Origin of the sequence: Kaistella faecalis, from assembly GCF_019195395.1 — a bacterium.
Classification (GTDB): domain Bacteria; phylum Bacteroidota; class Bacteroidia; order Flavobacteriales; family Weeksellaceae; genus Kaistella; species Kaistella faecalis.
This window is the reverse complement of sequence record NZ_CP078067.1, coordinates 1,282,884-1,305,689: the sequence shown is the minus strand read 5'-3', so window position 1 is coordinate 1,305,689 and position 22,806 is coordinate 1,282,884. Positions and strand designations below refer to the sequence as shown.

22 protein-coding genes are annotated in these 22,806 nt (G+C 39.2%); 15 read left to right on the top strand and 7 right to left on the bottom strand.

All coding sequences use genetic code 11. The features are described 5' to 3' along the window. Window positions 1–29: 29 nt before the first annotated feature. Window positions 30–392 (bottom strand): ribosome silencing factor, encoded by a 363-nt coding sequence (gene rsfS, locus KTV93_RS06230; protein WP_218250436.1) that lies wholly within the window; start codon window positions 390–392, stop codon window positions 30–32. 88 nt (window positions 393–480) lie between these two features. On the opposite strand from rsfS, the gene KTV93_RS06225 reads away from it, so the two are divergent. Continuing rightward, entirely contained in the window at window positions 481–1,197 is a 717-nt protein-coding gene (locus KTV93_RS06225) for a biotin--[acetyl-CoA-carboxylase] ligase (RefSeq protein WP_218250435.1), read from the top strand. On the opposite strand, the gene KTV93_RS06220 is transcribed toward KTV93_RS06225, so the two are convergent. From KTV93_RS06220 to KTV93_RS06205, 4 genes are read right to left on the bottom strand one after another with little or no spacing between them, the layout of a single operon-like run. Next, complete coding sequence (locus tag KTV93_RS06220; RefSeq protein WP_218250434.1) at window positions 1,191–2,285, bottom strand: LptF/LptG family permease; 1,095 nt, start codon at window positions 2,283–2,285, stop codon at window positions 1,191–1,193. The genes KTV93_RS06225 and KTV93_RS06220 overlap by 7 nt on opposite strands. Window positions 2,286–2,301: 16 nt before the next feature. Beyond that, complete coding sequence (gene tgt, locus KTV93_RS06215) at window positions 2,302–3,435, bottom strand: tRNA guanosine(34) transglycosylase Tgt (RefSeq protein ID WP_218250433.1); 1,134 nt, start codon at window positions 3,433–3,435, stop codon at window positions 2,302–2,304. Between the two features lie 4 nt (window positions 3,436–3,439). After that, window positions 3,440–3,808, bottom strand: a complete 369-nt coding sequence (locus KTV93_RS06210) for a DUF4296 domain-containing protein (protein WP_218250432.1) — start codon at window positions 3,806–3,808, stop codon at window positions 3,440–3,442. Then, window positions 3,805–4,521 carry a polyprenol monophosphomannose synthase gene (locus KTV93_RS06205; RefSeq protein ID WP_218250431.1) on the bottom strand — a complete coding sequence of 239 codons (717 nt, stop codon included), beginning with the start codon at window positions 4,519–4,521 and terminating at the stop codon, window positions 3,805–3,807. Before KTV93_RS06205 ends, KTV93_RS06210 begins: the two co-directional genes overlap by 4 nt. Before the next feature lie 140 nt (window positions 4,522–4,661). Here KTV93_RS06205 and KTV93_RS06200 point away from each other — a divergent pair, with 140 nt between their 5' ends. From KTV93_RS06200 to KTV93_RS06185, 4 genes are all read left to right on the top strand, one after another. Beyond that, window positions 4,662–5,303 (top strand): DUF4271 domain-containing protein, encoded by a 642-nt coding sequence (locus KTV93_RS06200; protein ID WP_230259218.1) that lies wholly within the window; start codon window positions 4,662–4,664, stop codon window positions 5,301–5,303. Between the two features lie 10 nt (window positions 5,304–5,313). Continuing rightward, entirely contained in the window at window positions 5,314–6,054 is a 741-nt protein-coding gene (locus KTV93_RS06195) for a uroporphyrinogen-III synthase (RefSeq protein WP_218250503.1), read from the top strand. Between the two features lie 119 nt (window positions 6,055–6,173). Next, on the top strand, window positions 6,174–8,228 hold the full coding sequence (locus KTV93_RS06190; protein ID WP_218250430.1) for a S9 family peptidase: 2,055 nt from the start codon (window positions 6,174–6,176) through the stop codon (window positions 8,226–8,228). Continuing rightward, window positions 8,218–8,571 carry a hypothetical protein gene (locus KTV93_RS06185; protein ID WP_218250429.1) on the top strand — a complete coding sequence of 118 codons (354 nt, stop codon included), beginning with the start codon at window positions 8,218–8,220 and terminating at the stop codon, window positions 8,569–8,571. Before KTV93_RS06190 ends, KTV93_RS06185 begins: the two co-directional genes overlap by 11 nt. A gap of 20 nt (window positions 8,572–8,591) precedes the next feature. Here the strand turns inward: KTV93_RS06185 and KTV93_RS06180 are convergent, their stop codons facing one another. Continuing rightward, window positions 8,592–9,086 carry an SRPBCC family protein gene (locus KTV93_RS06180; RefSeq protein WP_218250428.1) on the bottom strand — a complete coding sequence of 165 codons (495 nt, stop codon included), beginning with the start codon at window positions 9,084–9,086 and terminating at the stop codon, window positions 8,592–8,594. Between the two features lie 189 nt (window positions 9,087–9,275). Here KTV93_RS06180 and KTV93_RS06175 point away from each other — a divergent pair, with 189 nt between their 5' ends. Both KTV93_RS06175 and KTV93_RS06170 read left to right on the top strand, forming a co-directional pair. After that, a complete protein-coding gene (locus KTV93_RS06175) occupies window positions 9,276–10,841 on the top strand; it encodes a sensor histidine kinase (protein WP_218250427.1) in 1,566 nt (521 codons plus the stop codon). Between the two features lie 59 nt (window positions 10,842–10,900). After that, window positions 10,901–11,587 (top strand): response regulator transcription factor, encoded by a 687-nt coding sequence (locus tag KTV93_RS06170; protein WP_088468507.1) that lies wholly within the window; start codon window positions 10,901–10,903, stop codon window positions 11,585–11,587. A 63-nt stretch (window positions 11,588–11,650) separates the two neighbouring features. Here the strand turns inward: KTV93_RS06170 and KTV93_RS06165 are convergent, their stop codons facing one another. Beyond that, window positions 11,651–12,178 carry an SPOR domain-containing protein gene (locus tag KTV93_RS06165; RefSeq protein WP_218250426.1) on the bottom strand — a complete coding sequence of 176 codons (528 nt, stop codon included), beginning with the start codon at window positions 12,176–12,178 and terminating at the stop codon, window positions 11,651–11,653. A 186-nt stretch (window positions 12,179–12,364) separates the two neighbouring features. Between KTV93_RS06165 and KTV93_RS06160 the strand changes: the two genes are divergently transcribed. From KTV93_RS06160 to KTV93_RS06125, 8 genes are all read left to right on the top strand, one after another. Further along, the gene (locus tag KTV93_RS06160) at window positions 12,365–13,732 is read left to right on the top strand and encodes a c-type cytochrome (RefSeq protein WP_218250425.1); all 1,368 of its coding nucleotides are present in this window, start codon (window positions 12,365–12,367) and stop codon (window positions 13,730–13,732) included. Between the two features lie 21 nt (window positions 13,733–13,753). Continuing rightward, on the top strand, window positions 13,754–16,852 hold the full coding sequence (locus KTV93_RS06155) for a TAT-variant-translocated molybdopterin oxidoreductase (RefSeq protein ID WP_218250424.1): 3,099 nt from the start codon (window positions 13,754–13,756) through the stop codon (window positions 16,850–16,852). A gap of 18 nt (window positions 16,853–16,870) precedes the next feature. Continuing rightward, complete coding sequence (gene nrfD / locus KTV93_RS06150; RefSeq protein WP_218250423.1) at window positions 16,871–18,271, top strand: NrfD/PsrC family molybdoenzyme membrane anchor subunit; 1,401 nt, start codon at window positions 16,871–16,873, stop codon at window positions 18,269–18,271. Beyond that, window positions 18,258–18,779, top strand: coding sequence for a DUF3341 domain-containing protein (locus tag KTV93_RS06145; protein ID WP_218250422.1), 522 nt, complete (start codon window positions 18,258–18,260; stop codon window positions 18,777–18,779). Before nrfD ends, KTV93_RS06145 begins: the two co-directional genes overlap by 14 nt. 55 nt (window positions 18,780–18,834) lie before the next feature. Beyond that, window positions 18,835–19,563, top strand: a complete 729-nt coding sequence (locus KTV93_RS06140) for a c-type cytochrome (RefSeq protein WP_218250421.1) — start codon at window positions 18,835–18,837, stop codon at window positions 19,561–19,563. A 12-nt stretch (window positions 19,564–19,575) separates the two neighbouring features. Beyond that, window positions 19,576–20,907 carry a quinol:cytochrome C oxidoreductase gene (locus KTV93_RS06135; RefSeq protein ID WP_218250420.1) on the top strand — a complete coding sequence of 444 codons (1,332 nt, stop codon included), beginning with the start codon at window positions 19,576–19,578 and terminating at the stop codon, window positions 20,905–20,907. A 77-nt stretch (window positions 20,908–20,984) separates the two neighbouring features. After that, on the top strand, window positions 20,985–22,139 hold the full coding sequence (locus tag KTV93_RS06130; RefSeq protein ID WP_218250419.1) for a hypothetical protein: 1,155 nt from the start codon (window positions 20,985–20,987) through the stop codon (window positions 22,137–22,139). Window position 22,140: 1 nt separating this feature from the next. Continuing rightward, window positions 22,141–22,677, top strand: a complete 537-nt coding sequence (locus KTV93_RS06125; protein ID WP_218250418.1) for an adenine phosphoribosyltransferase — start codon at window positions 22,141–22,143, stop codon at window positions 22,675–22,677. The last annotated feature ends 129 nt before the right edge of the window (window positions 22,678–22,806 follow it).

Below are 22,806 nucleotides of genomic sequence, written 5' to 3'. Positions count from 1 at the left end.
ACGAAAATGGTATTCCGTCAAAGTATAAATTAATTTTCTATTTTGGTGATTTTCGCATCGCCCCAAAGCTCTTCGATATCATAGTATTCTCTGGTTTCTCTCTGGAAAACGTGAACCACAACGGAAACGTAGTCAAGCAGAACCCAAAGCGAATTTTCTGTTCCTTCCACATGCCAAGGCCTGTCCTGAAGTTCATTTCTTACCTTCTTCTGAATATTTCCCGAGATTGCAGAAACCTGCGTATTAGAGTTTCCGGTGCAGATAATAAAAGTTTGCGCAACTGAATTTTCGATGGTTGAAAGGTCAAAAACCATAATGTCCTCGCCCTTTGTATCTTGTATTGCTTCTACGATTTTGTCGGTAAGCAACTGTTTTTCTGTAATTATATTCATTAAAATTTTTGTATAATCTGCAAATTTATTGTTTTTTTATTTAATTTGGGTCACCTTTACCCCGTTCTAACTCTTAAAGTTTTCATAAATGCCTGCCTTAATTTTCTTAAAAGAATGCAACTCCACCAACGATGAAATCCTAAACTTTCTTGATGCTTCAAAAGAAAAAACTCAGGCGGTTTATACTTTCAATCAAACGCACGGAAAAGGCCAGTATGGGAATTCGTGGCAATGCAACGAAAATCTTAATTTAGCTTTCACCATTGCGCTTTCTGCAGAGCAATATGCAACACACCTTCATTTATTCAATTTCCGTACCGCCCTTTTGATGGCTGATTTTCTTGCCAATATGACAAAAACGTACGTTAATGTTAAGTGGCCGAATGACATTATCATCAATAATAAAAAGGTTTCGGGAATTCTTACAGAGAAAAAAAGCGTTTCCGGAACGCCATATTTTATCATCGGAATTGGCCTGAATATCATTCAGGAAGATTTTGAGCAATTGCCGAAAGCCGGGTCAATCCTTACCCAGACTGGCTTACGATTAAATCCAGATGAAGTTGCTCATCTGCTTTTCGGATATTTAACAGAGCATTTTAAAAAGCCAATTTCAAATGAAGAGCTATTCGGCCGTATCAATCAAAAACTATTCAGAAAAGATAGGGTCTCTGTTTTTGAACTTAATGGCTTAAGACAAAATGGCATTATAAAAACAGTAGATGAAAACGGCTATTTGTGGATCGATCTGCAAAATGATGGGTTGAAAAAGTTCTATAATAAAGAAATTGAACTTCTTTACTGATTCGCTCTTTTAAAATAGAGGTATAGCGCTACGGGACCGAATACCAGGTTCGGCAGCCACATCGCAAGAAGCGGAGTTAGGGTTTTGTTTTCCGAAACCACTTTCAAAACTTCGAACGAAAAAACAAAAACAAATGCCAAGGCAATACCGATGGCAAGGTTTACACCAAGGCCGCCACGTTTTTTCTGTGAGGATAGTGATAGCCCAAGAAAAGTCAGAATAATGACAGAAAGCGGCATCGAAGTACGCTGGTAAAGTTCATTGAGATAGCTGTTGAGATTGGCATTTCCTTTCTCTTTCTCCCGGTCAATGAATTTAATGAGTTCAGGCGTGGTTTTGTTCTGGCCGAGAAGCACATCGGGAAAAAGTTCTTCAGGGGGATGACCAAAACTTTTAGTCATGGAATCTCCGTTTCCTAATTTTTCTGTTTGGTCGCTGTTGATTGTCTTTTCCAGGTAACTCGTGAGAATAAAGTGTTTTTTCTCCTTTACCCAATAAAATTCATTTGCGATTAACTGATAAATTAATTTTCTGTTTTTATCCAGTTTCTGGTAAACGAAACCTGAGCCACGTTTTTCCTTTTTGTTGTAGCTTTTAATGAAAATGTATTCAGTTTTGGAAAGTTGGGTTGAAATCTCAGCATTTCCAGTGAATTCTTCTCTGCTTTTAGCGTTATAAGTGTAGGGTTCCAGTTCATTTTTCTTGATGTTCGCAAGCGGAAGAACGAAATGGTTTATTAAAAGTGCAATGACGGCAATGAAACCGGATGTTATTAAATAAGGCCTCGCAAAACGGTGAAAACTTGCTCCTGAACTGATGATTGCTACAATTTCTGTATTGTTGGCAATTCGCGAAGTGAAGAAAATCACCGAAATAAATACCAGAATTGACATAAAGGTAATCACGAGGTTGATAATCCAGTAAGGGTAAAAATCTACCAGGAATTCCCCGACCGTAAATCCGTTTGATTCAATTCGGGGTGCTTTCGCCTGGACATCGATGATGAGTACAATAATCGTCAAAAGCCCCAACATGAACCCAAAAGTCCCGAGGTATTTTTTGATGATATACAGATCGATGATTTTCATGAAGTTAACCGTTTTTTTAAAGTCGCTGTTTCAAGATCGGAATCACAGAATTTTTCCATTCGTAAAAATCTCCGGCGATGATATGTTCACGTGCAACTCTTACCAAATCTAAGTAAAATGCCAGATTATGAACCGACGCAATTTGTTTTGAAAGATATTCTTTTGCCACAAATAAATGACGCACATATGCTTTGGAGTAAGCGGAATCAACATAACTCGTTCCAAATTCATCCAAAGGTGAAAAATCGTCTTTCCATTTTTCGTTTTTCATGTTCATCACGCCTTTCCAGGTGAAGAGCATGGCGTTTCTTGCATTTCGGGTCGGCATTACACAATCCATCATATCAATTCCGAGTCCAATAGATTCCAGAATATTCCACGGTGTTCCTACGCCCATCAGATAGCGTGGTTTGTCTTTTGGCAAAACATCAGTCACTTCATCAGTAATGCGGTACATTTCCTCTTCAGGTTCACCCACAGAAAGTCCACCAATTGCGTTTCCTTCGGCATTCTGTTCCGAAATGAATTCTGCGGAAGCTTTTCGTAAATCGGAATAGGTAGAACCCTGCACAATAGGGAAAAGTCTTTGTCTGTGACCGTAGATTTCAGGGTTTTCTTCTGTCCAGTTAATACATCTTTTCAGCCAGCGGTGCGTCATCTCCATTGAATCTTTGGCTAAGTTGTATTCGCACGGGTAAGGTGTGCATTCATCAAACGCCATGAAAATATCCGCCCCGATCTGCCGCTGGATTTCCATTGATTTTTCCGGCGAAATAAAGTGTGCGCTACCGTCGATATGTGATTTGAATTTTACTCCTTCTTCAGTAAGTTTTCTTGACTTAGACAGCGAAAATACCTGATATCCGCCAGAATCTGTAAGAATCGGCAGCTCCCAGTTCATGAATTTATGTAAACCACCGGCGGCCTGCATGATATCCGTTTTCGGGCGTAAATTAAGGTGATACGTGTTTCCCAGGATGATCTGGGCTTTTATGTCATCGCGCAGTTCGCGCTGATGAACTGTTTTTACGGAAGCCACTGTTCCTACCGGCATAAAAATCGGGGTCTGTATGGTTCCGTGGTCTGTAGTTATTGTTCCGGCACGTGCTTTACCGGTAGTGGTGTTGTTGATTTCGAAAAATAAGGACATAATTTTATCTTGCAAACGCAGGTACGTTCTGGTTTTCTTTTAATTTTTTATCAATATAATCTTTTGCCGAAGGATCTTTTGCGACGATAATTTTTTGTGCGTTATTCAGAATATCTTCCAAATCTCCTGTAGCGATATAATATTTATAACTCTCGGTAAAATCCTTGGCTTTTACCTTTTTATTCTTCAGAACAAGCCGTGTTGCATTTTCGAGATCAGATTGCGGCAGAAAATTATTGAACTGGTCATTCAGTGCAAAATCTGCAATAATCTCGGACATATCATCTTTTGAGATAAGTTTCTTTGGCGGATCGATCAGTTCGGAACAGGCCATCATCAAAAACGAAAAAAAGAGTAACCACAGTTTTTTCATAATTTCCCGATGATTGATTTCCATTTCAGGTTTAAAACGCCGAAAACGGCTTCGTGAATAATGCCGCCGTTCATTTTACTTTCGCCCAGTTCTCTGTTCGTGAAAATGATGGGAACTTCAACAATTCTGAAACCTTTTTTAAATGCACGGAATTTCATCTCGATCTGAAATCCGTAACCTTTCAGCTTAATATCGTCTAAACCGATTTCTTCAAGTACTTTTCTTGAAAAACACACGAAACCGGCAGTAGTGTCGTGAACCGGAATTCCTAAAATAAACCGTACATATTTAGACGCAAAGTAAGAGAGCAGAACACGCCCCATAGGCCAATTCACTACGTTTACCCCTTTAGAATATCTGGAACCGATGCTCATGTCGTTTTTTAGGCACGCCTTGTAAAGTCGGTTGAGATCTTTCGGGTTGTGCGAGAAATCAGCATCCATTTCAAAAATGTAGTCGTAATTATTCTGAAGCGCCCACTTAAAACCATGGATGTAAGCTTTTCCCAGTCCGTCTTTTGTCTTCCGGACACTTAAATGAAGTGCATGAGGGTGAAATTTCTGAAGATTCTTTACGATTTCGGCTGTACCGTCGGGTGAAGAATCATCCACAATAAGAACATGAAAATCCTCCTTCAGCCCGAAGACTGCGGAAATGATATTTTCTATATTCTCTTTTTCGTTGTAAGTCGGGATAATGACGAGTTTCTTCATCCTGCAGATTAATTTGCAAAGATAAACTTTTCCCGCATTAATTTTTTGATGTTATTTTGAGTAATACTTCTGATATAATTACCGCGAAATCGCCGCTTGACTTTGCTTTAATATGCTTATTTTTGCAAAAAAAATACAAATTGACCAGAATTGTTCAGCAAAATGATTGGGTAATCATCATTATTGTATGCTGCATTTTCCTCTATATCTTCATGCTTCTTTCTTTGAGGAGAGATTCTTCGGTCACGGAGTTTCTGCTTGAAAAATATGCAGATTCCACCAATAACTTCCTGAGTTGGATCATTATCAGTCTTGTTTATACTCTTGTTTCTTCGGTATTTGTTTCCCAGAGTATACCTGTGGTACCAAAAAAAGTATCTGACATTCATATTTTAGGCTATGAACTGAATAAATTTGGATTTACATTTCTGAGTATTTCAGGATTTTACTTTGTGAAAAATATTTTGACCTATCTGTTCTTTGCCGGAACGGGTGCTGTTAAAAAATGGGATATTTTTTATTTTACTGCCTCAAAGTTTTATTTCTGTCTGTCGGTTTTAGTCATCATGGGTTGCGTGGTGCATTATTTTTATCTGTTCGACAGATTTGTGATGTTTGATATTTACGTCGTATTGTTCGTTATTGCCTTCCTATTCAAACTGTTATTCTATATGTTCCACCGGAACAACATCCTGCCCGAGAAATGGTATTATAAATTTTTGTATATTTGCACCCTCCAAATAGTACCTGTTTTGGTACTTTTGAAACTGTTGTTTTTTTAATAATTTGATGATGAAAATTAAATCTATACTGGTGTCTCAACCTGCACCCAATGAATCTTCTCCTTATCTAGAGATGGCTAAAAAAGAAAAAATAAAGATCGATTTCAGGCCGTTTATTCATGTTGAAGGTGTTGATGCTAAGGAGCTTAGAGCGCAAAAAATTGATCTTGCTCAATACACAGGAATTATTTTCACAAGCAAAAACGCAGTGGATCATTATTTCCGACTTGCGGAAGAAATGCGTTTCGCAGTGCCGGATTCTATGCGATATATCTGCCAGTCTGAAGCGATTGCCAATTACCTGCAGAAACACATTGTTTACAGAAAAAGAAAAATTTCTTTTGGTGAGAAAACCTTTGCAGATTTGCTTCCGCTTTTCAAGAAATTTCCTTCAGAAAAATATTTGCTGCCTGCTTCCGATGTTTTAAGTCCAGATATTGTTAAAGTTTTGGATTCCGCGCCTATTGAGTGGACCAGAGCAACCATGTACAGAACAGTATGCAGCGACCTGAGCGACATCAATGTTGATGAATATGATATGCTTGTGTTCTTCAGCCCACAGGGAATCAGGTCTTTAGCAAAAAACTTCGATAAGTTCGAACAGAAAGAGACTAAGATTGCCGTTTTTGGACCTACGACAGAACTTGCTGCGAAAGATGCAGGTTTAAGAGTTGATGTGATGGCGCCAAGCAAAGAAACTCCATCAATGACGATGGCGATTGAAAAATATATAAGACTTATGAATAAATAATTCTTATTTAAATACCTTTTTTTAAAAACCGTCTTTCATTGGTAAAGATGGTTTTGTTTTTAATTAATCTTAACTTTGCGGACTTTTTGCACGCAAAAACAACCTTCAATTACGTATAGATGAACGCCCCCAAAGCAAAAAAAATAAAGAAGATTCTGGAAATTCACGGCGATACAAGAGTCGATGATTATTTTTGGATGAATGAGAGAGAAAATCCTGAGGTTACCGAATATCTTAACCTGGAAAATGCTTACTGTGATCTGATAATGAAGGAGACCGAAGCGTTTCAGCAGCAGCTTTTCGACGAAATGAAAGCACGGTACAAAGAGGACGACCAGAGTTTACCTTATTTTTTCAATAAATACTGGTTTATCGTACGATTCGAAAAGGGGAAAGAGTATCCTGTTTTCAGCCGGAAATTCCAGACACTGGAAAATAAAGAAGAAATTTTACTCGATGTAAATATACTTGCAGAAGGAGAAAAATTTTTTGAAGTAGGCAGCGTTGCTGTTTCACCTGATAACAGACTCATGAGTTTTTCATCAGACAATATCGGAAGACGTATTTACACCATTAGTTTCAAAAATTTGGAAACTGGCGAAGTTTTTGGCGACCAAATCACGAACACTACAGGAAAAGCAGTTTGGGCAAACGACAACAGGCATGTTTTCTATACCAGAAAGGACGAAAATCTGCGCGCGTTCCAAATATACAGACATGAGTTGGGAACTGATTGTGAGAAGGATGTTCTGGTTTTTCATGAAGAAGATGAAACCTTTGATGTCAGTCTTTTTAAAACGAAGTCTCTGGAATATATTTTCATTGCGAGTTCAAGTTCGGTTTCAGATGAAATGCGCTTTATTCCCGCAAATGATGTTTCAGCAGAATGGACTTTAGTTCAGCCGCGAACCGATGATCTGGAATACTCTGTGGAACATTACGGAGATGAGTTTTACATTATCACCAATGCCGATGGCGCTACGAATTTCAAAATCGTAAAAACGAAAGTCTCAAATCCCGGAATTGAGAATTGGGTAGAGGTTATTCCGCACCGCAAGGAAACTTTATTGGAAGGTTTTGAAATCTTTAAAGATTATCTTGTTCTCGAAGAAAGAACCGAGGGGCTTCTGCATATTAAAATCATTGAAAATCACACCGGTAACTCTCATTATTTAAAGTTTTCGGATCCAACGTACACGGCTTATATCAGTCTCAATCTGGAATTTGATACTGCTAAACTGCGTTTTGGTTACACTTCATTAACTAAACCGAGTTCTACCTTAGAATACGACATGAAGGAAGAAACCACCATGATCCTGAAAGAGCATGAAGTTCTCGGTGGGAAATTCTTTGCTGAGAATTATATTTCGGAAAGAGTTTGGGCGCCTTCAAGAGATGGGAAAAACAGTATTCCGATTTCCATCGTATATCATAAAGACACTAAAAAATCTGCGGAAACTCCGTTATTGATTTATGGATACGGAAGTTACGGTCATACAGTTGATGCAAGTTTTTCAAACGTCAGACTTTCGATTTTAGACCGCGGCTTTATTTATGCGATTGCCCATATCCGCGGTGGCGAATATCTTGGCCGTGAGTGGTACGAAAACGGAAAAATGCTTCAGAAAAAGAATACTTTTTACGATTTCATCGACGCTGCGAAATATTTGATTGCTGAAAACTACACTTCCGAAAAACATCTGTATGCCATGGGAGGGAGCGCCGGCGGACTTTTGATGGGAGCGGTAATCAATTACGAACCCCAGCTCTTTAATGGAATTGTAGCGCAGGTGCCTTTTGTAGATGTGGTTACCACGATGTTAGACGAGACGATTCCGTTGACTACAGGTGAGTTTGATGAATGGGGAAATCCTAAAAAGAAAAAATATTACGATTATATGAAGTCGTATTCTCCGTATGATAATGTTGAGGCTAAAAATTACCCGAATATGCTGATCACAACTGGATTACATGATTCTCAGGTTCAGTATTGGGAACCGGCAAAATGGACTGCGAAACTTCGCGAACTTAAAACGGATGATAATCTGCTGCTTTTCAAAACAGATATGAGTGCTGGGCATGGCGGCGCTTCCGGACGGTTTGAATCTTTGAAGGAAGACGCTTTGGAGTATGCCTTTATCTTAAAATTAGAAAATAAAATTGATGGAAAATAAATCCGACAGCCAACTTTGGGAAGAAGTGGAAGCTTTTTTCGTAGAGAATTTCGATACAGACAAACATCCGCAGATCGATACAATCCTTTTTTTAATCGGAGTTCAGGAACTCGGCAGCGGTCAGCAGAAATATACCAAAGATGACAAACTCAATATTTTGCATATTGCGGTGTGCAGGCTTCTGGAGCCCTTTGGATATTATAAATTCTCGCATTACGATGATGACGGGTACCCGCATTTCGAGGAACTTGAAAAACTGCCGGAGCTGAAACCCAATGAACAGCAGATTTTAATGAAAAAAGCGATCATTCAGTATTTTATTGATGAGGAGCTGTTTAAATAAAAAAAGGACTGATTGCGAAATCAGTCCTTTTTATTTATAATTTCATCGAGCTGAGAAAGACCCATTTTGAAACCTTCCTCAAATCCCATTTCCAGAATCTTTTTCATATCAGCTTCTGAATTAAAATGAATGTTGATGGTAAGTTTGGTTCCTTCATCCACGCCGGTAAATCCGAAAAGCCATTTTACTGTGGGCAAAATTGTCTCTCTATTACCGTTGGCATCTGCAAAATAATCAGTGCAGTCAAAACTTCTATGGACTGTGATTTCGTGATAAGTTGCACCTGCGAACTGTTTTTCGTTTTCCGGGCCTACCATTGCATAGTCCCAGGTTCCACCCTCACGGAAATCCATTTTATGGGTTACGCATTTCCATGGGCGCGGTGCCCACCACTGATCCAGGAGTTCGGCCTTTGTAAAATAATCCCAGATGACTGAAACGTCGGTATGATAAACTTTCATAACGAACACGCTTGCCGCATCAAAATCTTTGTTGAAAACGATATTTGATTCCATATCTTGTATTTTAACACAAATGTAAAAGATTATTTTTAAAGCATTGAAAGCCAAATAACCGCTGTAGCAACAATGGTTATATTATGTTAAAAAAAAGATTTTTAAGAAATTAAACACAATATTTCCTGCGGTTTCTTGTTATTATATTCTTAAAATGACTAATTTTAACAATTCAAATTTAAATTTCTCATGAACAATAAGTTTATTCCTTTTATATCTGTGCTGATGACAATCTCTATGATTGTGTTCGTCACGCTGCAGCTGTATTGGATTAAAGAACTATATTCTGCGCTCAACCAGGATTTTTCAAATAAAGTATATTCGGCTCTGGAATCTGCGACTTTAAAAACGCAGCAACTGGAAGTTGACAAATATCTGAATCAGGACTATAAAAACTTCGGGAAGAATGTGATCGACAGCAGCAATCTGCCAACCCAGACCTATATTCAGCAGAATTCTGATTCTGCAAACCGGTCAACCATCACTTTCCAGAAAAGCATTGTAGAGAACCAAAACTTCCCGATTTCCCCGAAAGGCGATAGTCTAAAGCTCACAAAACTCTACACTGATGAAGGCATTTTGAAGATCAAAAAAGAGCAGAATTCGTCTGAGCCTTTAACAGCCCAGCTTAGCAAGGATATCAACGATAATACGTACGCACTACGTGAATTTGCAAAACTCAGCGCTACGAATCTCCCTATTGAAAAAAGAGTAGATGTCGCCACACTCGATTCGGTTCTTTCCAAGGAATTGAGGTTGAACGGGTTGAATACTAAATTCGGTTTTGCAGTAATGGATAAGAAGAATAACGTTACGAAAGTGGTAAACGATATTTATGCTGATCAGAAAGAAAAGAGTAATTACACTTACCCGCTTTTTACTGATAGCAAAGAACGTACACTTTATACGATCGCTCTGGTCTTCCCAAGAAAAGATTACTCTCTCGCCAAAAATAATTTACCTATGCTTTTGGGTACCTTCATGTCGCTTCTTACGATTTTGGGGATTTATATCATCTCCATTAATTATATGATGAGGCAGAAGAAAATTGCAGATGTAAAGACCGATTTCATCAATAACATGTCGCATGAGTTCAAAACTCCGCTTGCAACAATTTCTGTAGCGACCGATTCCCTTGCTAATGATAAAATCGCGACGAACCCGGAAAAAGTAAAATATTATTCGGGTTTGATTAAGCAGGAAAACCTGAGAATGAAAAAACAGGTGGAAAACGTACTCAATATGTCGAAATTAGAGCGCAATGAAGTTCAGCTTTTCCTGAAAGAAACCGATGTGAGGTCTTTGATTAAAGAAATTTCTGAATCTTTTGGACTTATTGTTGCGCAGAGAAACGGTACGCTGACCCAGGAATTCAATACCAGTAAATATACTTTTAAAATTGATGAATTTCACATTTCCAACGCTTTGGTAAACCTTCTTGACAATGCGAATAAATATTCGCCGGAAGCCCCGGAAATTAAGGTAAGAACAAGAAATGAAGGAAATTGGTATGTGGTGGAGATTTCCGACAAAGGAATGGGAATGGATATGGATAACAAAACGCGGATTTTTGAGAAGTTTTTCCGCGAGGAGACCGGTAACATTCATAATGTTAAAGGTCAGGGACTCGGTTTATCGTATGTGAAGAAAATAGTGGAACTGCATAAAGGCCAAATTTTGGTGGATTCCCAGAAAGGAAAAGGAAGTACGTTTACGATTAAGCTCCCAATGACGCACGCTACCGTTAAAAAATAAATAAAATTGAGGATTATTTACACTTAATTCCTCATTAAAAAAATTTAAATAAATAAATTATGAGCAACAGAATCTTATTAGTAGAAGACGACCAAAGTTTTGGTGCTGTTTTAAAGGATTATTTAACCATTAATAATTTTGAAGTTACCCTTGCCACCGATGGCGAACAGGGATTAAAGGAATTTACAGAAAACGAATTCGATATTTGTATTTTTGACGTGATGATGCCTAAAAAAGATGGCTTCAGTCTGGCAGAAGATGTAAAAAGAATTGATAAAAACACGCCCATTATTTTTCTCACTGCGAGAAATATGCGGGAAGATATTCTCAAAGGCTATCAGCTTGGCGCTGATGATTATATTACCAAGCCTTTTGATACTGAGCTTCTTCTTTATAAAATTAAAGCAATTCTGCAGAGAAGTGCTGTTTTGGAAGATGATGAGCAGGAGCAGTTCAAAATTTCCAATATCTTCTTTGATTCTATGCTGCGTCAGTTAAGAGTCGGGGATAACGAGTACAAGCTTTCGCCTAAGGAGAATGAATTGTTGAAACTGCTTTGCATGCACCGCAACGATTTCATGCCGAGAGATTTGGCGCTGAGAAAAATCTGGAAGAAAGAGAACTATTTTACTGCGAGAAGTATGGATGTGTATATCGCGAAACTGAGAAAATTACTTCGTGATGATGAAGGACTCGAAATCATCAATGTTCATGGAGAAGGTTTCCGACTTCTGGTGAAAAACTAAACTGCTTAAAACATAAAAAAGCTCCGTGATTACGGAGCTTTTTTATGTTTTAGGGCGAACCTCTTATTTTGCTTCTACACAGAACACCCGGTATTGGATTGCGATGGCTGAATTGAAATGCGCTTTTATCTTTGCTAAATCCGCTGCGGCGCTTTGTTTTGTAAGATAACTTCCTGCCATTACCTTATAGTTTGGTCTTAGTGACGCATCAATTTCCACCTTCATATTGGGGAATCTTCTTCGGAAAAACATTCCTACTTCGCGGGCTTCTTCATTACTTTTCACTACTGCCAACTGAATTTTATAACCCATAATACGAGGGTTTTTGCGGCAGATTTCAGCTTTAGAAAGTTCTTTTTCCGGAACCGCAATTTTAGGAGTGCTCGGTTTGGTGCTGCTGTTGTCGTTATTAGAATCTCTTCCTGTTAAACATTTGTCTTCAACATTTCCCAGAAGCTCATCAACTTTCTTATCCATTGACATTGAAAGTGGGGTACCGGAAATGGTGTCGTTTTTTACAACTAGCTGTGCATCAAATGTGTTGGATGCTACGAAAAAAAGTACAGAAATTATTTTAAGAAATTGATTCATTCAGATTTATTTTAGGCAAATTTATAACAAATAAAAATTATACCAACATTTGCTATTTAGAATTAATACAAATTAACTAAAATGAGGGTATGCTCATTTAATCTGCCGTTAAATTATTGTTAAAAGTCTTATTTTTGCGCAATTGAAAAGTAAACTCAAATATTTTACTAACCCAAGATTTTATAAATGATTAGTTGGAGAAAGCATTACAAGAGAGGTCTTATTGCAATAGGTTTATTGCTGTCGACCAGTGCTTCTATTTACGCCCAGGGAGATGCCAAAAACGGTGAAAAGCTTTTTAAAGCTAACTGTACAGCATGTCACGCTTTAGACAAGCAACTTGTTGGTCCTTCGTTAGGAGGTGTAGTAGACAGACTTAAAAAGGAGCAGAATCTCGATACAGATTGGCTGCATAAATGGATTAAAGACAATAAATCCCTGCGCGAATCTGGCGATAAATACGCCATTGAGGTTTATGAGAAGTTTAACAAAACGGAAATGCTTCCCTTTCCTAATCTTACAGATCAGGACATCAATGATATTTTAGAGTATACCACAAATCCCCCTGCGCCGGAACCGGCAGCAGCAGACGCGGCAACTGCGGGAGCTGATACCAACTCAGTGGCAGCTTTAGAGGCGGCTAAAAAAGAGTCAGTAAACTCGAAAATTATTCTAATTTCTTTAGTAGCAATAGGTGCATTATTGCTTTGGTTGCTTTTAAAACTTCAGCAGCTTGTTAAGCTTCAGCAAAGTGAGGAGCTTTCTGAACTTAATGCAAACAGAGCTGTTTCCCTTGGTGATTTGTACAGAAAATACCACTATGTAGGTAAAGGTGTTCTGGTATTGCTCGGCGTTTTGGCGGCATACGGTATCTGGAACTCGCTTATGTGGATCGGTGTTTATAAAGGTTACAAACCGGAACAGCCGATCTATTTCTCTCACAAAATTCACGCAGGCGAAAATAAAATTGACTGTCAGCTTTGTCACTCTTCCGCTAAATACGGTAAGGTTTCCGAAATCCCTTCTATGAATGTTTGTATGAACTGTCACAGAACAATTTCTGAGTACAACGGTAAATACATGGAGCCAGGTAAAGACAAGGCGTTCTACGATGGAGAAATCCAGAAAATTTACGCAGCAACAGGTTGGGATCCGGCTTCTCAGCGGTATACGGGCAAAACTCAACCAGTAGAATGGGTAAGAATTCACAATATGCCTGATTTTGTTTACTTTAACCACTCTCAGCACGTAGTGGCTGGTGAGCAGGCAATTATCAGCTCTTACAACCAGAAAAATCCAGAAGCTAAAATTGATGTTGTGTGTAAAGCTTGTCACGGACAGGTAGATACCATGAATGTGGTTCACATGGCAAATGATTTCACAATGGGCTGGTGTATCGAATGTCACAGAACGACAGAAGTTGATATGAACAACGGTTATAATAAAGAATACTTCAAGAATCTACACGACAAACTGAAAAAACAGTATGGTTCAGGTACGAAAATTACCGTAGATGCGATTGGAGGTCTTGAGTGTGGTAAATGTCATTATTAATAACAAAAATTAGAAGTATCAATGGCTTCAAATAAAATAAAATTCAGAAGTATTCACGAACTGAAAGATCCAAGCTTAAACTCTAGGCTGGCTCTGAAGGAGTTTCAGGACGAAATTCCTGTGGGTGAATTGTTGGGAGGTGAAAAATCTAGTGAGTCAGGTTCATCCAGAAGAGATTTCCTGAAGCTTTTAGGTTTCTCTACTGCTGCTGTTACTTTGGCTGCGTGTGAGGCTCCGGTGATCAAAACCATTCCTTACGTAGTAAAACCCCACGAAATTATCCCTGGTGTTCCCAATTATTACGCAACCACTTATTTCGACGGTTATGATTTCGCAAGTGTTTTAGTAAAAACCAGAGAAGGAAGACCAATCAAAATTGAACCGAATCCTTTAGCAAAAGAATTGGGTAAAACCAATGCAAGAGCTCAGGCAGCTGTACTTTCTCTTTATGATAATGATAAAGTAAAGCAACCCAAACTTAACGGAAAAGACGAGACTTTCGATAAAGTTGATGATTTCGTTCTGAAAGGTTTGGCAGATGCACAGGCGGGCGGCAAAAGAATCGTAGTTCTTTCACATTCTTACGCTTCACCAACTTTTAAAAAGTTATTTGCAGACTTCAAAGCTAAATATCCAACTGCTGAATTGGTAACTTATGACGCAGTTCCTTATACTGCAGCTTTAGATGCTGCTCAGGAAGTTTTCGGTCAGAGAGCATTGCCGGTTTACGATTTATCGAAAACCCAGTTGGTGGTTTCTTTCCAGGCAGATTTCTTAGGAGATTATAACGGAGGTTCACTTGAAACTTCTTACGCTGCAGCAAGAAAGCCAGGCCCGGAGATGATGAGACACATTCAGATCGAATCGAACATGTCTTTAACCGGAGCTAATGCCGATACAAGAATCAAACTGAAGCCAAGTGCGGTAAATAAAGTTCTTGTAGAAGTTTACAACGGTCTTAACGGAGGTTCTGTTAGCAAAGAAGCTGCAGAAATCGTAAAAGAACTTCAGGCAAAAGGAAGCAACGCTGTTGTTTTTGCAGACGGTTCTAAAGCGGCTCATGTTTTAGCTCACTTAATCAATCAAAAATTGGCATCAACTGCTTTCACAGGTAAAGCAAACTTCCTTAAGGAATTTGATGCAGCTAAATATCAGGAATTTTTAACCTGGATGAATGCAGGGCAGGTTGGTGTATTAATCGCCAATAATGTAAACCCAATTTATTCAAACAACAAGGGAGAAGATTTCAAGAAACTTGTAGCAAAAGTACCATGTGTAGTAGCGGTTGCCGACAAGAAGAATGAAATGTATAAAGCAGCTAAAGCTGTAATCCCGGTTGCAAACTGGTTAGAATCCTGGGGTGATATGGCTCCGCAGACAGGTGTTTACACTTTAATGCAGCCCACCATCCAGAAAATTTACAAATCAAGACAGATTGAAGAATCACTTTTGGTTTGGATGAACGGAAAAAATAACGCAGCCAATAATTATTACGATTATTTAAAAGCCAACGCGGCCACCTTAATCGGCGGTACAACATTCAACAAAGCACTTTACAATGGTGTTGTTGAAGGCGGAAGCGTAATCGGATCGCTTTCTTATGCAGGTGGAAATGCTGCGCAGGCTGCCACTGAATTGGGAAATTTAAAAGCATCTGATCTTGAATTGGTGCTTTATACCAAAACTTCTATCGGAGACGGAACCCAGGCCAATAACCCTTGGCTTCAGGAATTACCGGATCCAATCACCAGACTTTCATGGGATAATTACCTGACAGTTTCTCCTAAAGATGCCGAGAGATTAGGTTTAGATAACGACCTTAATGCAAGAATGCAGTTAGGTGGTTCACTTGTAAATCTTACTGTAAACGGTGTTACATTAAAGGATGTTCCTGTTTTTGTACAGCCGGGTCAGGCAGAAGGTTCTATGGGACTTGCTCTTGGTTACGGTAAAAAAGATTCCGGAAAAGTAGCTGAAACAGGTGTTAATGCTTATCCTTTATTTGATGGTTCAAATTCAGTTTTATCGAGTGTGAAAATTGAGAAAACCGGAGGTGAACACGAATTTGCAGGAATGCAGCTTCAGAATACCCTGATGGGCCGTTACGAAATTGCAAGAGAAGTTCCTTTGGATACTTTCTTGAATGTAAAATTTGATGATGAGCAGATAGGATGGAACAAACCATTGGAATATCATACGATTGGTGGTGCATTACCTGCCGGTAAAGTAGATCTTTGGGATTCATTTGATGATACTGATGGGCCACACTTCAACCTTTCTGTGGATTTGAATTCATGTACAGGTTGTGGAGCATGTATTATTGCTTGTCAGGCAGAGAACAACGTTCCTGTTGTTGGTAAAGAAGAGGTTAGAATGTCACGTGATATGTACTGGTTGAGAATCGACCGTTACTATTCTACTAATGTTCCTGCTGAAATAGACAAGAATAAAGACAGCAAACTGTCTCAGGAAGAAGCGATATCTGCTGATCTGGATGTACCTGGAATGTATGGTCATTTCTTAGATGAGAAGAGTGGTATTTTGAACCATCCTGCAGATAATCCGGATGTGATCTTCCAGCCGGTGATGTGTCAGCACTGTAACCACGCTCCTTGTGAAACTGTTTGTCCGGTAGCGGCAACATCACATGGTAAGCAGGGACAAAACCAAATGGCTTATAACAGATGTATCGGTACCAGATATTGTGCAAACAACTGTCCGTATAAAGTTAGAAGATTCAACTGGTTTACTTATAACCTTAATGATAAATTCGACTTCAATCAGAATAATGATTTAGGTAGAATGGTACTCAACCCTGATGTAGTTGTAAGAACAAGAGGGGTTATGGAAAAATGTTCAATGTGTATCCAAATGACACAGAACACGATCCTTGAGGCCAAGAAAGAAGGCAGAAAAGTAAAAGACGGAGAATTCTCTACTGCATGTGTAAATGCTTGTTCTACAGGTGCAATGAAATTTGGTGATATGAATGACAAAGATTCTGTAGTAAGAGGTTTATACAACTCCAACAGAAGATATACTTTGCTTGAAGAGATCGGTACCAAACCAAACGTCTTCTACCACACCAAAGTGAGAAACAGAAAAGAAAATATAGTTTAAATAATAAATAGGTAAAAAATGTCAGGACATTACGAAGCTCCGATAAGGGAACCTTTAATTATTGGTCACAAGACTTATCACGATATCTCAGAAGATATCGCAAGACCTATCGAGGAACGCGCAGGAAAATTATGGTGGGTTTCCTTTTGGATAGCTTTAACACTATTCATCTACGGATTTGGCTGTATCGCCTACACCATTGGTACCGGTATCGGTGCATGGGGACTCAACAGAACCAACAACTGGGGATGGGATATTACCAACTTCGTTTGGTGGGTAGGTATTGGTCACGCCGGAACCTTAATCTCTGCAGTACTCTTATTATTTAGACAAAGATGGAGAATGTCGGTAAACCGTTCTGCTGAAGCGATGACGATTTTCGCCGTTGTACAGGCAGCAATTTTCCCGGTAATTCACATGGGTAGAGTTTGGGTAGGATATTGGGTTTTCCCTTTACCAAACCAGTTCGGTTCACTTTGGACCAACTTTAACTCACCGTTACTTTGGGACGTATTTGCAATCTCAACTTATTTCTCTGTATCTACCGTATTTTGGTTTATGGGATTAATTCCTGACTTTGCGATGATCAGAGACCGTGCAAAAACCCCTTGGACAAAAAGAATTTATACATTCCTGGCTTTCGGTTGGGGCGGTAAAGCAAAACACTGGCAGAGATTCGAGGAACTTTCACTTGTTTTGGCAGGTTTGGCAACACCACTTGTATTCTCGGTTCACACCACGGTATCTTTTGACTTTGCTACATCAGTAATTAAAGGTTGGCACTCTACCATCTATCCGCCGTACTTCGTTGCGGGAGCAATTTTCTCTGGATTTGCAATGGTACAGACGCTATTGCTTGTTGCAAGAAAAGTAGCTCACTTAGAAGATTATATTACCATGTATCATATCGAGATTATGAACATCGTAATCATCGTAACCGGCGGTATGGTAACTGTAGCATACGCTTGTGAATATTTCATCGCATGGTATTCAGGGTCACGATACGAAGATTTCGTATACCTTTCGCCAGGTGCAGCAACCGGTCCTTACTGGTGGGCGTTCTGGGCATTGATTATCTGTAACCTTGTAATTCCTGCAGCTTTCTGGTTCAAGAAAGTGAGAACAAACATTATGGCTACATTCATTATCGCACTCATCATCAATATTGGGATGTGGTTTGAAAGATTCGATATTATCGTAATCAATATTTCGAGAGATTACTTGCCAAGTTCATGGACGATGTTTAAACCAACAATAATTGATGTTGGGGTATTCCTTGGAACAATAGGATTCTTCGGAGTGCTGTTCTTACTTTACGCCAGAACATTCCCTGTAATTGCTCAGGCTGAATTGAAGACTATTTTGAAAATCTCAGGTGAAACTTATAAAGCAAAAGAAGAAGAAGATGAGCACCACTAAAAAAGTTTACGGTATTTATGCCGATGACGACGATTTATTGAACGGCGTACACGCTTTCAATGACAAAGGAATCAAAATTGACGAAGTTTATACTCCGTTTCCGGTCCATGGTCTTGACAAAGCTTTAGGTTTGAAGAAAACTAGAATTTCTGATGCCGCTTTTATTTACGCAGTATACGGTGTTACCATCGGGATTTTAGTTACTTGGTACACTATGAATCACGACTGGCCTCAGAATATTGGTGGTAAACCAGCATTTGAATGGTCCAGAAACATGCCTGCGTTTGTAGTTCCGATGTTTGAATTAATGGTGTTCTGCGCGGCCCACATGATGTCTCTAACCTTTTTGGTGAGAAATAAAATGTATCCTGGTTGTCCGCCTCAGAACCCGGATCCAAGAACTACTGATGATAAGTTTATGATGGAATTTGTAACTGATGATGTAGAATCTGTGAAACAAATCCTGATTGATACCGGTGTAGAAGAAATTACGGTAAAAGATGCTTAGAATGAAACCTTGTAAAACGGTTCCATTTGATTATAAAAACAATAAAATTGTCCAAATGACAAAGAATATATTTAAAATTACAGCGATCTTGGGATTTGCAGCAATTTCATTAAGTTCTTGCAGCAAAGAAAATCCTCCTTTGGTTTATTTTCCTGATATGTACTTTCCGGTAGCATATGACCCTTTGATGAAAGCTGAAGATGCATACTCAGACCACGAAAATGAAATCCCGGCTTTTGTGAAAAACAACGGCGCTACAGGATTGGGTCCGGTAAATGGTACTGTTGCCCAAAATAAAGACGGTGTTGCTGACGAAGCTATGAATTCGGCAATGACTCCTGATCAGTACAACGGTGGTTACGACGCTTCGAAACTTGTTGCAGCATCTCCGTTAAATCCTGCCAACCAGGCAAAAGATATCGAAAGAGGTAAACTTTTATATGACCAGACCTGTGCAGCATGTCATGGTACCGGCGGCGATGGCCAGGGACCAATTGTTGCGAGCGGCGCTTATACAGGAGTTCCTAATTATGCTGACAGACAAATTACAGTGGGATCTGTTCATTACGTAATTACAAACGGTAGAAACGCAATGGGTTCATACGCAGGTCAGTTAAAACCTGGGGACCGTTGGAGAGTGTCGATGTATGTAATGAATGCCTTCAAAGGCGGGCTTGCTCCCGCAGCAGCCACTGAATCTGCAGCTCCGGCTACAGGTGCCAATACGACTGAATCAACAGCTGCTACAGCTTCTGCGAGTGTATCAACTAGTCCTAAAAAATAAAAAGAATTTAAAATGTATAGTTTTTCACCTAAATTAAGATTATATTCAATCATATTTATCGCTTTGGGATTAGTGCTTTTTGGAGTAGGTTACTTTATGAATCACGGTATCGACGATGCGAGAATTGAACATATGATGGAGGCAGTACATGCCGGTGGTAATCATGCTCCTACTCACTCAAGTGAAATGGTGGGACCTCAGGATCATCAGGCACATTTGGACCATGCTAAACTTCAGGTTCATAACCAACCTTTGGCAGCTATTCATACCGTTGCGGTATTTCTGTTTGCCCTAAGCTGTTGTGCATTGTTTTTCTACTGTATTCAGAACGCAGCACACGCAGGATGGTCAATTATCATTTTAAGAGTAATGGAAGCGATTGCATCTTTCATCCCTTGGGGTGGTGCAATTCTTATCATCATTATGTTGCTGAATGCAAGTCATCAGGGACACCTTTTCCACTGGATGGATCCTGAATTGACGACTCCAGGTGATCCGCACTTCGATTCTATCCTTTACGAGAAGAAGATTTTCCTTAATATCCCTTTTTATGCCTTCAGAACTGTGCTTTATGTTGTAGGTGCATCTTTCTTTGCATGGAAACTTAAATCACTTTCAAAGAAAGTTGATGAAACTAAAGACAGAAAAGTTTATGCAAGTTATTACAGCTGGAGTATCGGTTACATTGCATTCTTCGGGTTTGCTTCTGCAGCATGGGCTTGGGATTGGTTGATGTCAATTGACCCTCACTGGTATTCTACCATGTATATTTGGTATGCGATGGTGAGTACTTTGTCATCCGCTGTTGCAGCAATTATTCTGATCAGCGTTTACTTAAAGAAAAAAGGTGTTCTTCCTCAGTTCAATGACAATCACCTACATGATTTAGGAGTGTTCCTTTTTGCAACAAGTATGTTGTGGTCATACACCTGGTTCTGTCAGTTCATGCTTTACTGGTATGCTAACGTTCCGGAGGAGGTCAATTATTTCTTTGGGAGATTCAAATATTACGGCGCAACATTCTTGCCGATGCTGATTCTTAACTTCCTTATTCCGTTATTGGTATTGGTAAGTTCTAGCATCAAGAGAAATTATACAGTGGTAACTACTGTTGCAGTAATTGTTCTTGTAGGTCACTGGCTTGATTATTTTAACATGGTTATGCCAGGAACCGTAGGTCCTTACTGGAAAACACCTGAAGTTCTTATCCTCAATTTAGGATCCGTACTGTTCGGAGTTGGTTTATTTGTATTTGTAGTTTTAACTGCGCTTTCAAAACTTAAATTAATTCCTGAAGGAAACCCATTTGTAAAAGAATCAAAGATTTACGAATATCCTTTCTAAGATCTGCACAATATCAAATTAATATATCCCGGCTTTATGTCGGGATTTTTGTTAAATTTGTATCTAAACATCACCTTATGAAGCAATTTTTTATCATACTGTTTTCCGCTTTTCTACTGATTTCATGTAAAAAAGATAAAGTGGACGCCAGCAGTACAAAAGCCCTCCAGTCCAGCATCAACGATATGGCTTCCAGTCTCAGTACGCTGCAGCAGGTAAAGTTCAATGAAGCCCTTTACATCCTTAAAACTTTTGGTGTAGAAGCCGATGGCGATGTGAACGAACTTAATGCTTTGGGTAAATTGATTAACGGATTGAAAGTTCCGGGTATTTTTGCCTTAGCAGATAAAGTTGCTCAGGAAAACGGAATTGAATGGACCAGTACGGGGCCGCCATCCTTAGGTGAAATGAATATTTTTGGTGCTGAGGAAGCTAAAGAGTCTGACCCGAATGATATCTCCGCAAGTTCATTAAACCTTAAGACCAAACCACTGGCAGTTGACAGCATACTTGGGCCGAAATCTCTACAGGTAATTCCTAGGCTTGTAGATGCGTCGGGGAATCCAATTGTTTTCGATGGTGCAGCTTTAGAAACAGTGATGGAAGTTTACAGTAGTGGAAACCGTATTCTAACAGCTAAAAATCTAATGCTCAATAACGATTTTAAAGGTTTTACGCTGAGATTTGCCTCGCTGCCTGCCGATAAAATCAGTGATAGTAAGATAGATATTACCGTTTCTGTGAAAACGACTAAGAAAACATTTAAAATGTCGAAAATTGGTGTTTCTGTTAACGAAAAAGCACTTTTGATGCCGGCCGGAAACCCTGATGAAAATCCTGCAAATCCTTCTGCGAACATTCCGGTACTGGATACTGATATTACCTCTCCTTCTACCGACACACCTGTTGCAGCTTCGGGTGACCCTAAAACAAGTGTAACAAAGTTTCTGAACAATCTTAACAGCCAGAATTTAAAAGGGGCATACGAAACTTCCGACAATCCCAGTTGGGGATCTTATGAAACTTTTTCGAATCCTAATTCCGGGTTTGGAGCTGTAAAGAACATTAACGTCAAAAATATTTCTACCCAGAATTCAGGTGCAAACGCCGCCAGCGTAAATGCCACCTACGATGTAACGGACAAAAGTGGAAAAACGACTGCTCTGCAGGTGACATTTGGTTTGAAGAATGTGAACGGAGAATGGAAGATTTCCAGCTATAAAATTAATTAAAATGAAAAATCATCAACTCATCCGTGATTTAGAAGAAACTATTGAAAATATTCCTGACTTCCCAAAACCGGGCATTCAGTTCAAAGATATTACGCCGATTTTTCTTAATCCTAAGCTTTATGAAGATGTAATCGCTGATCTGGTTGCTTTCAGCCGTGGGAAGGTTGATGCAGTCTGCGGAATCGAAAGCCGCGGATATCTTTTCGGGATCGCAGTTGCTGTGGCGCTCGAAGTTCCGTTTATTCTTATCCGCAAAGCAGGGAAACTTCCGCCGCCTTTTGTTGGAATTGAATACGAACTGGAATATGGCTCAGCCGAAATAGAGATGCGTACCGGACAGGTAAAACCGGGACAAAGAATACTTATTCACGACGACTTGCTCGCAACGGGCGGTACAACTCAAGCCGCAGCAAAACTGGTAGAAAATCAGGGAGCAACAGTTTCGCAGTTTAGTTTTCTGATTGGTTTAAAGGATCTTAACGGTGCAGAACGCCTCAAAGAATTCGATGCGGAGGTCTATACAATTCTGGAATACTAAATCAGTTAAATTTTAATATTTTTCAAAGAAAAAATTACTTGTTTCAGTGGAATTTTAGCAACGGAATGTTTTTTCAGGCATTATTTTGTAAATCGTTCAAAAACAGTTAAATTTGCACTTCAATTTTTT